This is a genomic window from Streptomyces sp. NPDC054883 (assembly GCF_053610645.1).
Genome location: NZ_JBSGYT010000011.1, coordinates 47526 through 63133, shown reverse-complemented (window position 1 = coordinate 63133; position 15608 = coordinate 47526). Strand labels below are relative to the sequence as shown.

General features: G+C 73.5%; 10 protein-coding genes. 5 read left to right on the top strand and 5 right to left on the bottom strand.

What is annotated here, in order from left to right; genetic code table 11:
• Positions 1 to 326: 326 nt before the first annotated feature.
• On the top strand, positions 327 to 1949 hold the full coding sequence (locus ACWGH1_RS11165) for an alpha/beta fold hydrolase (RefSeq protein ID WP_453354278.1): 1623 nt from the start codon (positions 327 to 329) through the stop codon (positions 1947 to 1949).
• Positions 1950 to 1960: 11 nt separating this feature from the next.
• Here ACWGH1_RS11165 and ACWGH1_RS11160 read toward each other — a convergent pair whose 3' ends face one another.
• Together ACWGH1_RS11160 and ACWGH1_RS11155 are read right to left on the bottom strand one after the other, a co-directional pair.
• The gene (locus ACWGH1_RS11160; RefSeq protein ID WP_453354277.1) at positions 1961 to 2920 is read right to left on the bottom strand and encodes an EamA family transporter; all 960 of its coding nucleotides are present in this window, start codon (positions 2918 to 2920) and stop codon (positions 1961 to 1963) included.
• A gap of 76 nt (positions 2921 to 2996) precedes the next feature.
• Positions 2997 to 5717, bottom strand: coding sequence for an FAD-binding and (Fe-S)-binding domain-containing protein (locus ACWGH1_RS11155; RefSeq protein ID WP_453354276.1), 2721 nt, complete (start codon positions 5715 to 5717; stop codon positions 2997 to 2999).
• A gap of 85 nt (positions 5718 to 5802) precedes the next feature.
• Here ACWGH1_RS11155 and serC point away from each other — a divergent pair, with 85 nt between their 5' ends.
• Together serC and ACWGH1_RS11145 are read left to right on the top strand one after the other, a co-directional pair.
• A complete protein-coding gene (serC, locus tag ACWGH1_RS11150; RefSeq protein WP_453354275.1) occupies positions 5803 to 6924 on the top strand; it encodes a phosphoserine transaminase in 1122 nt (373 codons plus the stop codon).
• 178 nt (positions 6925 to 7102) lie between these two features.
• The gene (locus ACWGH1_RS11145; protein ID WP_453353922.1) at positions 7103 to 10231 is read left to right on the top strand and encodes a sacsin N-terminal ATP-binding-like domain-containing protein; all 3129 of its coding nucleotides are present in this window, start codon (positions 7103 to 7105) and stop codon (positions 10229 to 10231) included.
• A 79-nt stretch (positions 10232 to 10310) separates the two neighbouring features.
• Here ACWGH1_RS11145 and ACWGH1_RS11140 read toward each other — a convergent pair whose 3' ends face one another.
• Positions 10311 to 12791 (bottom strand): HAD-IC family P-type ATPase, encoded by a 2481-nt coding sequence (locus ACWGH1_RS11140; RefSeq protein WP_453353923.1) that lies wholly within the window; start codon positions 12789 to 12791, stop codon positions 10311 to 10313.
• A 133-nt stretch (positions 12792 to 12924) separates the two neighbouring features.
• Complete coding sequence (locus tag ACWGH1_RS11135) at positions 12925 to 13209, bottom strand: DUF2530 domain-containing protein (protein WP_453353924.1); 285 nt, start codon at positions 13207 to 13209, stop codon at positions 12925 to 12927.
• 174 nt (positions 13210 to 13383) lie between these two features.
• On the opposite strand from ACWGH1_RS11135, the gene ACWGH1_RS11130 reads away from it, so the two are divergent.
• Entirely contained in the window at positions 13384 to 14811 is a 1428-nt protein-coding gene (locus tag ACWGH1_RS11130) for an NCS2 family permease (protein WP_453353925.1), read from the top strand.
• A gap of 17 nt (positions 14812 to 14828) precedes the next feature.
• Here ACWGH1_RS11130 and ACWGH1_RS11125 read toward each other — a convergent pair whose 3' ends face one another.
• Positions 14829 to 15011: a hypothetical protein gene (locus ACWGH1_RS11125; RefSeq protein ID WP_030156886.1), complete on the bottom strand. Its 183-nt coding sequence runs from the start codon at positions 15009 to 15011 to the stop codon at positions 14829 to 14831.
• Positions 15012 to 15168: 157 nt separating this feature from the next.
• Here ACWGH1_RS11125 and ACWGH1_RS11120 point away from each other — a divergent pair, with 157 nt between their 5' ends.
• Positions 15169 to 15606: a MarR family winged helix-turn-helix transcriptional regulator gene (locus tag ACWGH1_RS11120; RefSeq protein WP_190182830.1), complete on the top strand. Its 438-nt coding sequence runs from the start codon at positions 15169 to 15171 to the stop codon at positions 15604 to 15606.
• The last annotated feature ends 2 nt before the right edge of the window (positions 15607 to 15608 follow it).

The following is a 15608-nucleotide window of genomic DNA, read 5'->3' as shown; positions in this document are numbered from 1 at the left end:
TCGGCGTGGGGGGAAGCCTGGCAGGGGACCAGAAAACAATCAAGCATGCTTGCATGATTTGATCGGAGGCTGTCGCGTTCCCGCCACCCGGCACAACTGCCCGCCTGCGCAGGCAGATTGAGGCAGCCCCCGGCCCGGCGTGGGCAGCGGCGGCCCCGCGCCGCCCGTCGGTACGGGGGCGATTTCGGCCGTACGCCGGAAACTCGCGGAACGTCTGCGATGTCGCGCCGATACTGAACCCCCGCCGCCCGGAACGACTGCGGCGCTGCGCGGACACCCGTTCCTGTCATGGCACGTGAGGCACTCGACGAAGAGGACGAACCGACGTGACGTACGCGAACCCAGCCGACTTCTCCCTCTACCCCGAACTCGACGCCAGCGCCCTGGCCGCCTTCGTCACCGCACTGGAAACCGGCGACGTCACCGGGCTGTCACCCGCCCGCGCCTCCGAGGTGGCCGAGGTGCGCGCGCTCGTCGTGTTCAGCCGCGGCAAGGTGACCGGCGCGGGCGGCGCGCTGCTCGACGCCGCGCTGTGGCGGCACACCGGGCCGCAGCCCCGCCCGGTGATCGTGATGCCCTCGCCGTGGACGGACCTCGGCTGGCTCGCGTACGCCGTCCAGGCCGGCCTCTTCGCCGCCCGCGGGTACGACGTCCTCGCCTACACCGCGCGCGGGTTCGGCGCCTCGGAGGGACAGGTGGAGGTCGCCGGCCCGCTCGACGTCGCCGACGGCAGCCGCGCCCTGGACCACCTCATCGAGCGCACGTCCGGGCCCGTCACGAAGATCGGCTTCATCGGGGACTCCTACGGCTCCGGGATCAGCCAGCTCGTCGCCGCGCACGACACCCGGGTGGACGCGGTCGTGGCGATGAGCACCTGGGGCGACCTGGGCGAGGCGTTCCTGGAGAACTCCACCCTGCACGTCGCCGCCGTGCAGGCCCTGCTGGCCGCGGCGGCGCGGGCCCGGCTCAGCCCGCAGACCGAGGGCGTCTTCGAGAACGTCCTGGCCAACCGGGACCTCGAGGGCACCCTGCGGTGGGCGGAGCCCCGCTCGCCCTTCACCCACGTCAAAGAACTCAACCGCCGCCAGGTCCCCGTCCTGTTCGCGCAGGCCTGGCACGAGACGCTCTTCCCGGGCAACCAGACCGTGAAGATGTTCAACGAACTCACCGGCCCCAAGCGCCTGGACTTCTCCATCGGTGACCACTCCGGCCCGGAAACACCGGGCATGCTCGGGCTGCCGAACCGGATCTGGACCGACGCGCACCGCTGGTTCGACCACCACCTCAAGGGCATCGACAACGGCATCGCCGCCGAGGGGCAGGTGGTCGCCGAGGTGATGTGGAGCAAGGCCCTCGAAGCCAGCCCCACCTGGCCCGCCCTCACCGGGCGGGTGCGCCGGGTGCACCTCACGGGCGGTGCGGAGCTGGCGGACGAGCCCGAGGCGGGCTGGACCGCGACCGTCGTCTGCGGGATCGACACCCCGGCGACCGTCGCCGACCGGATCGTCCGCTCCGGCTACGCGGAGATCGCGGGCCGGCCGAAGGCCTACCCGACCGGCGACATCGACCGCGGCGTGGCCGCCGTCTGGGCGACGGCGCCCGAGGAAGCGGGTCTGCGGCTGCGCGGCACGCCCCGGCTGCGGGTGACGTACCGGGCTGCGAACCCCGGTTCGGGCTTCGTCGCGTACCTGCTGGACACCGCGCCCGACGGGACGGCCCACATCATCACGCACGCCCCGTACAGCGACCTCGGCTCCGCGCCCGACAGCCTGATCAGCGCGGACATCGACCTCCAGGCGACGGCGTACGACGTCCCGCGCGGGCACCGCGTCCTGCTGGTCATCGACGCCCGCGACCCGTTCTACGCGGACCCCAACCTGCCGCGCGCGACGCTCTCCTTCACCTCCCCGGAGGCCACGCCCTCCTACCTGGAGCTGCCGCTGGGCTGAGCCTGCCCGGCCTACGCGGCCGGGGCGCCCCCCGGCCGGCCGCCGATCTGGGAGCGGACCGCGCCCATGGACGCCGCGATGACGAGCGCGATCGCGAGGGCGTCCACGAGGGACAGGGCCTGGTGCAGGACCAGGAAACCGGCGCTCGCCGCGATGGCCGGTTCCAGGCTCATCAGGATCGCGAAGGTCGGGGCGGGCAGCCGGCGCAGGGCCAGCAGTTCCAGCGTGTACGGCAGGACGGAGGACAGGACGGCCACGCCCAGGCCCAGTGCCAGGGTGCTCGGGACCACGAGGTCGGAGCCGGCCTCGACCACCCCGAGCGGCAGGGAAATGACCGCGGCCACGGCCATCGCCAGGGCCAGGCCGTCCGCCTGCGGGAAGCGGCGGCCCGTCCGCGCGCTGAACACGATGTACGCGGCCCACATCGCGCCCGCCCCGACCGCGAACGCGGCGCCCAGCGGGTCGAGGCCGCCGAACCCGCCGCCCCCGCCGTGACCGGCGAGCAGGGTCACTCCGGCCAGGGCCAGCACGGCCCACAGCAGGTTCATCAGGCGCCGGGAGGCGATCACCGACAGGGCGAGCGGGCCGAGCACCTCCAGGGTGACGGCGGGGCCGAGCGGGATGCGGTCGATGGCCTGGTAGAACAGGCCGTTCATGCCGGCCATGGTCACGCCGAACCAGAACACGGTGACCCAGTCCGCCCGAGCGTAGCCGCGCACCTTGGGCCGGCACACCAGCAGCAGCACCAGGGCCGCCGCCGCGAGCCGCAGCGTGACCACGCCCGCCGCGCCCGTCCGGGGCATCACCATGACCGCGAGGGCGGCGCCGAACTGCACCGAGATCCCCGCCGAGACCACCAGCGCGACCGGCCCGAACCGCGCCCGGGCCCCGCCGGCGGACGGCGGCGCGTCGAGGGCGGCGCCGTGGAGGGGCGCGGGCACGGTGTCGGAAGCCGAGGAGGACGGGGTCATTCCACCAGGCTAAGGGGTACGTAACGGGTGTCATGCCGTGTTCTGCCTTACATCACGCACACTCCCGTAACCCGCGCTAAAGCTCCTCCGCGAGCACCTCCGCGAGGTGCCGGGCCCGGCGGCCGCCGCCCAGCTGGGCGATCTGGGTCCGGCAGGAGAAGCCGTCGGCCAAGAACAGGGCCCCGGGCGGTGCGGCCCGCAGCGCGGGCAGCAGCTGTTCCTCCGCGCAGGCCACGGACACCTCGTGGTGGCCGGGCTGGAAGCCGAAGTCGCCCGCCAGACCGCAGCAGCCGCCGCTGAGACCGCCGGTGAGACCGGCCCGCTCGCGCAGCCGGCGGTCGGCCGCGTCCCCCAGCACGGCGTGCTGGTGGCAGTGCGTCTGGCCCGCCACCGGCCGGTCCAGGCGCGGCGGCCGCCACTGCGGGGCGTACTCCTCCAGCACCTCGGCGAAGGTCCGGACGGCCGTCGCCAGGCGCGCGGCGCGCGGGTCGTCGGGCAGCAGGGCCGGCAGGTCGGTGCGCAGGGCCGCCGCGCAGCTGGGTTCCAGCACCACCACCGGGCCGGCTGCCTCCCCGAGGGTGTCCAGGGTGCGGGTGAGTACCTGCCGGGCGCGGCCCCGACGGCCGGTGGAGAGGTACGTCAGGCCGCAGCAGACCCGGCCGGGCGGCAGGGACACCCCGAGCCCGGCCGCCGCCAGGACCCGGACGGCGGCCCGGCCGGTCGCCGGGGAGAGGTGCTCCGTGAAGGTGTCCGGCCACAGCGTGACGACGGCGGGGCCGGAGCCCGGTCCGTACGGCTGCGGCCCCGACCGGCGCCACCACCGGGTGAAGGGCTCCCGGGCCAGAGGCGGCAGCGGGCGGCGCCGGTCCAGCCCCGGTACCGGCAGCAGGCGGGCGGCGGCGCCGACCGGACCCGCCGCCCGCACCGCGGCGATCAGCCGCAGCCACTGCGGCAGCCCGCCCAGCGTGTAGTGCGACAGCGGCCGGATCCGGCCCGCCCAGTGGCGTTCCAGGAACTGGGACTTGTACGTGGCCATGTCCACGCCCACCGGACAGTCGCTGCGGCACCCCTTGCAGGCCAGGCACAGGTCCAGGGCCTCCGCGACCTCCGTCGAGCGCCAGCCGTCGGTCACGGTCTCCCCAGCCAGCATCTCGTGCAGCAACCGCGCCCGGCCGCGCGTGGAGTGCCGCTCCTCGCCGGTGACCCGGTACGAGGGACACATCACCTCCGCGCCGGCCGGCTCGGCGCCGCGGCACTTCGCGACGCCGACGCAGCGGGCCACCTCCCGCGCGAACGGTGTCGCCGGCAGCACCGCGAAGCGCAGGTTCTCGTCCAGGCGCGCCGGGCGGACCAGCATCCCGGGGTTCATGCCGCCCGCCGGGTCCCACACGTCCTTGTACGCGCCGAACAGCTCCAGCACCCGGGGCCCATACATCCTCGGCAGCAGTTCGGCCCGCGCCTGCCCGTCCCCGTGCTCCCCCGACAGGGAGCCGCCGTGCGAGACGACGAGGTCCGCCAGAGCCGAGGAGAACTCCCGGAAGCGGGCCACACCCGCCGCCGACACCAGGTCGAAGTCGATCCGCACGTGGACGCAGCCCTCCCCGAAGTGCCCGTACGGGGACCCGTGCAGCCCGTGCTCCGCCAGCAGCGCCCGGAACTCCCTCAGGTAACCGCCGAGCCGGACCGGCGGCACCGCGCAGTCCTCCCAGCCCGGCCAGGCCATCTCCCCGGTCGGCAACCGCGTCGCCGTGCCCGCCGCGTCCTCGCGGATCCGCCACAGGGCCCGCTGCCCCGCCGGGTCGGTGACCAGCGCCGCGTCCACGGCGTCGGCGGCCCGTACCAGCGCCCGGGCCCCGCCCTCGTCCGGCATTTCCACGAACAGCCACGCCCCGCCCCGCGGCAGGCCCCGCGCCGCCGGGCCGACCAGGTCCCGGGCCATGCCCTCCACCGTCAGCGGGCGGTGCGGCAGCAGTCCCGCCGCCGCGTCGGCCGCCGCGCTCTCGTCCGCGTACCCGAGCACCGCGAGCACCGGCGCGCGCGGCGCCTCCACCAGGCGCACCACCGCCTCCGTCACCACCCCGAGCGTGCCCTCGCTCCCGCAGAACGCGCGGGCCAGCTCCACCCCGCGCTCGGGGAGCAGCGCGTCGAGGCCGCCGTAGCCGGAGATGCGGCGGGAGAAGCCCCCGGCCATGCCCGTGCGCAGGACCGCCAGGTTCCGGGACACCAGCTCGCGCAGGCCCTGCGGCGCGCCCGCCCAGCCCGTGCCGATCCGGTGGGAGGCGCCGCCGTACGCGGTCACCGCCAGCTCCGTCACGTTGTCGGCGGTGGTGCCCCAGGCCACCGAGTGGGCCCCGCACGCGTTGTTGCCGATCATCCCGCCGAGGGTGCAGCGGGAGTGGGTGGAGGGGTCGGGCCCGAAGGTCAGCCCGAACGGGCGCGCCGCGTCCCGCAGCCGGTCCAGCACGAGGCCCGGCTGGACGACGGCGGTCCGGGCGGCCGGGTCCAGCGACAGCAGGGCGTTCATGTGGCGGGTGAAGTCGAGCACCACCCCGGTGCCGGTGGCCTGGCCCGCGATGGAGGTGCCGCCGCCGCGCGGCACGACCGGGACCCCCGCTTCGGCGCACACCCGCAGCGCCTGCGCCACGTCCGCGGCGTCACGCGGGGCGACGACGCCGACCGGGACCCGCCGGTAGTTCGAGGCGTCCATGGTCACGAGCGCCCGCGCGGCGGCCCCGAAGTCCACGTCCCCGCGCAGGTTCGCCCGCAATGCCCGTTCGAGTTCCCCGGTTGACGTCACAGCATCCACCCTGCCACCGGTGCCGTGCGTCTCATCGGGTGGACGCGCTCCCGGGACGGCGACCGGGACCCGATACGCTCCGCTCGTGGCTGAGATCCAGATTCCCGCTGACATCAAGCCCGCCGACGGACGCTTCGGCGCGGGCCCCTCCAAGGTGCGGACCGAGGCGCTCGACGCCCTGGCCGCCACCGGTACCTCCCTGCTCGGAACCTCACACCGCCAGGCCCCGGTCAAGAACCTGGTCGGCTCGGTGCGCCAGGGACTCCGGGACCTCTTCTCCCTGCCCGAGGGGTACGAGGTGATCCTGGGCAACGGCGGCTCCACCGCCTTCTGGGACATCGCGACCGCCGGTCTCATCGAGAAGAGGTCGCAGCACCTGACCTTCGGTGAGTTCTCCTCCAAGTTCGCCACCGCCGCGAAGCTCGCGCCGTGGCTGGACGCGCCCTCCGTGATCTCCTCCGAGCCGGGCACCCACCCCGAGCCGGTCGCCGAGGCGGGCGTGGACGTGTACGCGTACACCCACAACGAGACCTCGACGGGTGTCGCGGCGCCGATCAAGCGCGTCACGGGCGCCGACGCCGGGTCCCTCGTCCTGGTGGACGCGACCTCGGGCGCCGGCGGTCTGCCGGTGGACATCACCGAGACCGACGTCTACTACTTCGCCCCGCAGAAGTCCTTCGCCTCCGACGGCGGCCTGTGGCTGGCGGCGTTCTCCCCGGCGGCCCTGGAGCGCGCGGCCCGCGTCCACGCGTCCGGCAGCCGGCACATCCCCGAGTTCTTCTCGCTGCCGACCGCGATCGACAACTCGCTGAAGAACCAGACGTACAACACCCCGGCGCTCGCCACCCTCTTCCTGCTGAACCAGCAGCTGGAGTGGATGAACGGACAGGGCGGCCTGGAGTTCACCACCGGCCGCAGCGCGGCCAGCGCCCGCCACCTGTACGGCTGGGCCGAGGCCTCGAAGTACGCGACCCCGTTCGTCACGGACCCCGCCAAGCGCTCCTCCGTCATCGGCACGATCGACTTCTCCGACGACATCGACGCGGCCGCCGTCGCCAAGGCGCTGCGCGCCAACGGCATCGTGGACACCGAGCCCTACCGCAAGCTGGGCCGCAACCAGTTGCGCGTCGCGATGTTCCCGGCGATCGACCCGGCGGACGTGCAGGCGCTCACCGCCTGCGTCGACTACGTGATCGAGAAGCTGTAACGCGCAGGCGTACGCGGGAGCCCCCGGTGCCGCGCGGCGCCGGGGGCTCCCGCGTACGCCCGCCCGGATGCCGCCGGGGTACCTCCCCGGCCGGGAGGGCGCCCCGCACGCGATACCTTCAAGAGGTCAGGGGCCGAGCGCCCCGGGCGCGGGTCCAGTGAAACGTGGAGGCAGCGGCGTGAGCGTGCGAGTGACGGCGGCCCAGGGCGGCGCGGACCCCTTCGGAACGGCCCGGTTGCGGCGCGGGGTGCTCGACGCGTGGGGCGCGGGCCCGGCCCGGTTCCGCGAGGACGCCAACGCCGAGGAGGACCTGGCGCTGGGCGGCTACCGGGACCGGCTCGTGGTCGAACTGGCCCAGAACGCCGCCGACGCGGCCGCCCGCGCCGGGGTACCGGGCCGGCTGCGGCTCACCCTGCACCCCGGGGACGGCGAACACGGCCACGCGGTGCTCGCCGTCGCCAACACAGGTGCCCCCCTGGACGCGACGGGCGTGGAGTCGCTGTCGACGCTACGGGCCTCCGCGAAGCGGGAACCGGCCGGTCCGGGCGGCTCCGCCGAGACCGTGGGCCGCTTCGGCGTCGGCTTCGCCGCCGTGCTCGCCGTCACCGACGAGCCTGCCGTGCTCGGCCGCCACGGCGGAGTCCGCTGGTCCCTCGCCGAAGCCCGCGAACTGGCCCGGGAGGCATCCGGCGGCAGCCCCGGGCTCGGCGACGAACTGCGCCGCCGTGACGGCCACGTCCCGCTGCTGCGCCTGCCGTTGCCCGCCGAGGGCACCGCGCCGCAGGGCTACGACACCGTCGTGGTCCTCCCGCTGCGCGACGCCGCCGCAGAGGAGCTGGTGGAGCGGCTGCTGGCCGGGATCGACGACGCGCTGCTCCTGACGCTGCCCGGGTTGCGCGAGGTCGTCGTGGAGACCCCGGCCGCCGGACACCGGGTGCTGTACCGGCGCGCCGAAGGCCCGTACACCGTCATCGAGGACTCGGCCTCCGGTACGCACCGCTGGCGCACCGTCCGTCACAGCGGCCCCATCGAGCCGGCCCTGCTCGCCGACCGGCCCGTGGAGGAGCGGCTGCGGCCCTTCTGGACCGTCACCTGGGCCGTGCCCGCCGACATCGAGGGCGCCCCGCTCTACCCGCGCACCGCGCCCGTCGTCCACGCACCGACCCCGACCGACGAGCCGCTGGGCATCCCCGCCCTGCTGATCGCCTCGCTGCCGCTGGACACCAGCCGCCGCCACCCCGCGCCCGGGCCGCTGACCGACTTCCTCGTCGAGCGCGCCGCGGACGCCTACGCCGAACTCCTCGCCGCCTGGGAGCCGGTGAGCACCGGCCTCGTCGACCTGGTACCCGGCCCGCTCGGCAAGAGCGAGCTCGACGGGGCCCTGCGCGGCGCCGTCCTCCAGCGGCTGCCCCGTACGGCGTTCCTCGCGCCCGCCGCGCCCTCCGAGGAGCTGAAAGCGCTGCGCCCCTTCGAGGCGGAGGTGGTCGAGGGCGCCGGAGCCGACACCGTCGGGGTCCTGGCGGAGGTGCTGCCGACCCTGCTGCCGGCCGGCCTGGAGCGCCGCCCCGAGCTGCGCCACCTCGGCGTCGGCCGGCTTCCGCTGGGCGACGCCATCGAGCGGATCGCGGGCATCGAGCGCACCCCCGAGTGGTGGCACCGGCTCTACGACAGCCTCGCCGGGGTGGACCCGGACCGGCTCTCCGGCCTGCCCGTGCCGCTTGCCGACGGGCGCACCGCGATCGGGCCGCGCCACCTCCTGCTCCCCGGCTCCGACACCCCCGAGGGCCTGGCCCGCCTCGGGCTCAAGGTGGCGCACCCCGACGCCGCGCACCCGCTGCTGGAGAAGCTCGGCGCGCTCCCGGCGACCCCGCGCGCGGTCCTGACGACCCCGCAGGTGCGGGCGGCGGTCGCGGCCTCCCTGGACGCGGGGGAGATCTGGGACGAGGACGCGCCGGACGCCGACGAGCTGGCCGAGATGGTCCTCACCCTGGTCCGCGACGCCGGCCTGGAACCCGGTGACGAGCCGTGGCTGGGCGCCCTCGCCCTGCCCGACGAGGACGGCGAACCGACCCCGGCGGGCGAACTGCTGCTGCCCGGGTCCCCGCTGGCATCGGTGGTCCGCGAGGACGAGATCCCGTACCTGGACGCGGGCTTCGCCGAGCGGTGGGACGCCGAAACCCTCACCGCCGTCGGGGTACTGGGCACCTTCCAGCTGGTCCGCGCCACCGACGTGGTCCTGGACCCCGACGAACTGGAGCCCCGCGACGGGGACTTCGCCGAGCCGGACGACGCGGGCCTGCTGGACGCCGTCGACGTGTGGTGCGAGGACCTGCTGGACCAGCTCCCGGACACCCCCCTGCCGCCGGTGGCCACCGAACTGATCGGCGTACGGGACCTGGACCTGGTCGATGACGACCGCTGGCCCGAAGCCCTGGCCATGCTCGCGCAGCCCCCGCTGCGCGACGCGCTGACCCAGCCCGTGCGGGTGCTGCTCCCCGACGGCACCACCCGCTCCGTGCGCCCGTACACCGCCTGGTGGCTGCGCGACCACCCGGTGCTCGACGGCCGCCGCCCGGCCGGTCTGCGCGCGGCGGGCGGCGACCCGCTGCTGGCCGGGCTGTACACGCCTGCCGACGCCACCGGCTTCGAGGACGAGCAGGTGCTGCGTGCCCTGGGCGTACGGACCACCGTGCACGCCCTGCTGGACGAGCCCGGCGGCGCGGCCGAGCTCCTGGGCCGGCTCGCCGACCCCGCCCGCGAGGTGTCGGACCGCCAGCTGCACGCCCTCTACGGGGCGCTGGCCGAGCTGGACCCCGAGCAGGTGACCCTCCCGGACGACTTGCGGGCGGTGGTGGACGGCGAGGTCCGGGTCGTGGACGCGGCCGACGCGGTGATCGCCGACGCCCCCGACCTGCTGCCGCTGACCGCGGGCCTGCCCCTGCTGCCGGTCGCCCCCGCGCGGGCCGCCGACCTCGCGGAGATGCTCCAGGTGCGCCGCCTGTCGGACACCGTCCCCGCGGAGGTCACCACGCCGGGCGAGGAGCACGAGGTCCCGGAGGCGGTACGGATCCTGCTGGGCCCCGCGACGCCGCGGACGTACGTCGAGCACGGGGAACTCGTCGCGGGCGGCACGGAACTCGACTGGCGCCGCACCCCGGACGGCACCCTCCACGCCGCCACCCTGGAGGGCGTCGCGGCCGGACTCGCCTGGTCGGCGGGCCAGTGGCCGCGCCGCTTCGAAGTCGCGGCCCTGCTGGAGGACCCCTCCCGCACGGCGGAACTGGCCCGCGACCGCTGGTTCGACTGACCGGGGTCGGGCCGGGGGCCAAGGGGTGTCCGGCGGAGCACGGCCGGGCCGCTGTCCGGCCCTGATCCGCCGGAGACCCCTAAGCCGGGAACCTGCGGTCGACCCAACGGAAGGTGAACTCGATCAGCGCGGACGCCACGACCGCGACGGCGACCGCCGTCCAGGGCAGCACCGTGCCCTCCAGCCGCAGCTGGAAGAAGGTCTGGAGCCAGGGCACGACCAGGACCAGGAGGAACGCCCCGCCCATCGCACCGACCAGGGCGATCCGCCACCACGTGTACGGGCGGGCGATGATCGCCAGCACCCACATCGAGGTCAGGAACAGGGTCAGCGTCGCGGCGCTGGTCTCGGCCTCGAGGCTGTCGGCGCCGGTGTAGTGGTGGCGGGCGATCAGGTACGTCACGAAGGTGGCGACCGCCGCGATCACCCCGCCCGGGATCGCGTACCGCATCACCCGTCGCACGAAGTGCGGTCTGGCCCGTTCCTTGTTGGGGGCGAGCGCGAGGAAGAACGCCGGCACGCCGATGGTGAGCGTCGACAGCAGCGTCAGGTGGCGCGGCAGGAACGGGTACTCGACCTGCCAGCACACCACCAGGATGGCCAGCAGCACCGAGTAGACGGTCTTCACGAGGAACAGGGTGGCCACCCGGGTGATGTTGCCGATGACCCGGCGGCCCTCGGCGACCACCGAGGGCAGGGTGGCGAAGCTGTTGTTCAGCAGCACGATCTGGGCGACCGCGCGGGTGGCCTCCGAGCCGGAGCCCATGCTCACCCCGATGTCGGCGTCCTTGAGGGCGAGGACGTCGTTTACGCCGTCGCCCGTCATGGCCACCGTGTGCCCCCTGTACTGGAGCGCGCCGACCATGTCCCGCTTCTGCTGCGGGGTGACCCGGCCGAAGACCGCGTTGCCGTCCAGGACCTCGGCCAGGCCCGCCGGTTCGGCCGGCATTTCGCGGGCGTCGACCGTGTTCTGTGCGCCGGGCAGCCCGAGCTTCCCGGCCACCGCGCCGACGGAGACGGCGTTGTCGCCGGAGATGACCTTGGCCTTGACGTCCTGGTCCGCGAAGTAGCGCAGCGTGTCGGCGGCATCGGGGCGCAGCCGCTGTTCCAGGACGACCAGGGCGGTGGGCCTGACCCCGTCGGCCACGGCCGGGTCGTCCAGTTCGCGGGCGGAGCGGGCCAGGAGCAGGACCCGCAGGCCCTGTTCGTTGAGGGCGTCGATCTCCTCCAGCGCCGGGTCCCCGGCCGGCAGCAGCACGTCCGGGGCGCCGAGCAGCCAGGTGTGGTTCTCGCCGTCGCCCTCGCTGAAGCTGGCGCCGCTGTACTTCCGGGCGGAGGAGAACGGCAGCGATTCGGTGCAGCGCCACTCCGCGCTGTCGGGGTAGGCGTCGATGATGGCCTGGAGGCTGGCGTTGGGACGCGGGTCGGACTCCCCGAGCGCGCCGAGCACCTTCCCGACGTACGCGCCGTCCTCGCCGCCGAGCGGGCGCAGTTCGCTGACGTCCATGCCGCCTTCGGTGAGGGTGCCGGTCTTGTCGAGGCAGACGACGTCGACACGGGCGAGGCCTTCGATGGCGGGCAGTTCCTGGACCAGGCACTGCTTGCGGCCGAGCCGGACGACCCCGATGGCGAACGCCACGGAGGTCAGCAGCACGAGCCCCTCGGGGATCATCGGCACGATGCCGCCGACGGTCCGGGCGATGGAGTCCTTGACGTCGGAGTTCTCGACGGTGAGCTGGCTGACGATGAGGCCGATCGAGGTCGGGATCATCATCCAGGTGACGTACTTGAGGATGGTGGAGATGCCGGTGCGCAGCTCGGACTGGACGAGCGTGAAGCGGGAGGCCTCTTCGGCGAGCTGGGCGGCGTAGGCCTCGCGGCCGACTTTGGTGGCGGTGAACGCGCCGCCGCCGGCGACCACGAAGGAGCCCGACATGACCTGGTCTCCGGGCCGCTTGAGCACCGGGTCGGCCTCGCCGGTGAGCAGGGACTCGTCGATCTCCAGGCTTTCGGCCTCGCCGAGGACGCCGTCGACGACGACCTTGTCGCCCGGTCCGAGCTCGATGACGTCACCGAGGACGATCTCCGAGGTGGAGATGTCGCCGGTCCTGCCGTCGCGGCGGACGCTGGGTCTGGCCTCGCCGATCACGGCGAGCCCGTCGAGGGTCTTCTTGGCCCGCAGCTCCTGGACGATGCCGATGCCGGTGTTCGCGATGATCACGAAGCCGAACAGGCTGTCCTGGATCGGTGCGACGCACAGCATGATCACCCACAGGACGCCGATGATGGCGTTGAAGCGGGTGAAGACGTTCGCGCGGACGATCTCGGAGGTGGAGCGCGAGGAGCGCACGGGCACGTCGTTGACGTCGCCGCGGGCCACGCGTTCGGCGACCTCCGCGGCGCTCAGGCCGCCCGCCTTGAACCGGGGCGCCGGTGGGCGCATCGGGTGGACCGGGTCCAGCTCGGCCCCCGCGTCGATGGCCGTGCCGAACGCGGGCGTGCCACCGCCGCTGCCGCCCGGCTCCGGTCCGTCGGTTTCGGTCTGCGCCCGCTGCGTCATGCTTTCGACGGTAAAGGGCCTGCGGACGCTCCACCCGCCGAGCGGTCGGAAGATCCGACTTCGGGATGAGCGGAATCGTCCCCTGGTGGCCCCGCGCCGTCAGTCCGCCGATGGACCGGGCGACGGGCCTCCGTCAGGCTTCGGGCCGGAGCTCCGCGGCCTCCGCGGCCTGCTGTTCCTTGTGCCGCTTGATGGCGGCCTCGCGGCCGCGGGCGTACCAGATGCCGAACAGGCCGAGGGCGGTGCCGGCGGCCGGGGTCCAGACCCACCACAACAGGTTCCGGTCCGCGAACCAACCGTAGAAGGGGAGCTGACCGAGGAAGAGGACGAACCAGATGACCGTGCCGCCGACGACGGTCGCGACGACGGGGCCCTCCAAGGGCTCGGGGGCCTCGTGCTGTGCGGTCCATTTCGCCATGCGGCCAGTCTAGGCGGGCCGGCCGGACCGGCCGAAGAGAGGCCGCCCCCCGGGGCACCCCGCTCGGTCTACGCGCGGAGATGGACGGCTCTTCCCTCATGTGTTCATACTGAAACGGTTTGCCTGCGACCGGTTTTATTCGTATGAATAACCAAATGACCCTTTGAGGACCGCATGAGCACCTCGGCACCCGCCGCGGCCCCCACCAACGCCACGGACCGCTTCTTCAAGATCTCCGAGCGCGGCTCGACCGTCGGCCGGGAGATCCGCGGCGGCCTCGCGACGTTCTTCGCGATGGCCTACATCATCGTGCTGAACCCGATCATCCTCGGCAGCGCGAAGGACATGTACGGCCACCAGCTGAACGGCGGCCAGCTGGTCACCGCCACCGTCCTGACGGCCGCGTTCTCCACCCTCCTCATGGGCGTCATCGGCAACGTCCCGATCGCGCTCGCGGCCGGCCTCGGCGTCAACACCGTCGTCGCCCTCCAGCTCGCGCCCCGGATGAGCTGGCCCGACGCCATGGGCATGGTCGTGCTCGCCGGCTTCGTGGTGATGCTGCTGGTCGCCACCGGCCTGCGCGAGCGGGTCATGAACGCCGTCCCGCTCGGCCTGCGCAAGGGCATCTCGATCGGCATCGGCCTGTTCATCCTGCTGATCGGCCTGGTCGACTCCGGCTTCGTCTCCCGCATCCCCGACGCCGCCCACACCACGGTGCCCCTCCAGCTCGGCACCGACGGCCACCTGCACGGCTGGCCCGTGCTGATCTTCGTGATCGGCGTGCTGCTCACGCTGACCCTGTTGATCCGCAAGACGCCCGGCGCCATCCTGATCTCCATCGTGGCCATGACCGTGATCGCGGTCGCCGTCCAGATCATCACCGACCTGCCGGCCACGGCCTGGGGCCTGACCGTGCCGCAGTGGCCGGGCAATCCGGTGGCCGCGCCCGACTTCGGACTCGTCGGCCAGGTCAGCCCGTTCGGCGGCTTCGGGAAGGTCGGCGTCCTCACCGGCATCCTGTTCGTCTTCACCGTGCTGCTGTCCTGCTTCTTCGACGCGATGGGCACCATCCTGGGCGTCGGCGACGAGGCCAAGCTGACGAAGCCGGACGGCACCTTCCCCGGCATCAACCGGGTCCTGCTCGTCGACGGCCTGGCCGTCGCCGCGGGCGGCGCCACCTCCTCCTCGGCCACCACCTGCTTCGTGGAGTCCACCGCCGGCGTCGGCGAGGGCGCCCGCACGGGCCTGGCCAACGTGGTGACCGGCGCGCTGTTCACCGTCTCGCTCTTCCTCACCCCACTGGCGACGATGGTCCCCTCCCAGGCGGCGACGCCCGCACTGGTGGCGGTGGGCTTCCTGATCCTGGCCGGCTCGGTCCGGGACATCGACTGGAGCGACTTCACCATCGCCGTCCCCGCCTTCCTGGCGATGGTGATGATGCCCTTCACCTACTCGATCACCAACGGCATCGGCATTGGCTTCATCAGCTTCTGCGCCCTGCGCCTGGCGACCGGCCGCGGCCGGGACGTCCCGGTGGCCATGTACGTGGTCGCGGCCGTTTTCGTCTTCTACTACGCGATGCCGGCCCTCGGCCTCACGTAGCAACGGCACCGTGCGGGCTAGGTGAGCCCGTAGAACTTCTCCGTCTCGTCGACCGCCGCTTTGAAGCGCTCGTCGAAGTCATCGCGAATGAGCGTCCGGACGACATAGTCCTGGACGCTCATTCCGCGTTTTGCGGCATGAGTCCGGAGGCGGTCGAGCAGTTCCCCGTCTATGCGCATGCTCAGCACATGAGTCCCCATGCCGCACAGAGTCGGTGCACCACTGCGGAACGCGGGTCACTTTCCGGAAGCAGCTCACCCGGACGAGTGACGGAACCCGCGCGGTGTCCGATGGTGTGACGCGTGACGCCCGGAAACCGGTGTTCTTTAGAGAGAGTAATGAGTTATTCTAAAGAACATGCACGACCTTTCCCATGGCGACGACGCTGCCGCCGTGAACGACCTCCGCTCCGCCGTCATGCGGCTGGGCCGCCGGCTCAAGCACCAGCGCGTCGACGAGTCACTGAGCCCGACCGAGATGTCGGTGCTCGGCACCCTCGCCCGCTGCGGCCAGGCCACTCCCGGCGAGCTGGCGCGGCGCGAGCACGTCCAGCCGCCGTCGATGACACGCATCGTCGCGCTGCTGGAGGCCAAGGGACTGGTACGGCTGGAGCCGCACCCGGACGACCGCCGCCAGAAGGTGGTCAGCCAGACGGAGGAAGCCGAAGCGATGCTCGAAGAGAGCCGTCGCAAGCGCAACGCCTTCCTGGCCGGGCTCGCGGCCGAGCTCACCGAGGACGAATGGGCCAAGCTGCGTGCCGCGGCGCCCGTCCTGGAGAAGCTCGCGCACTTGTAACC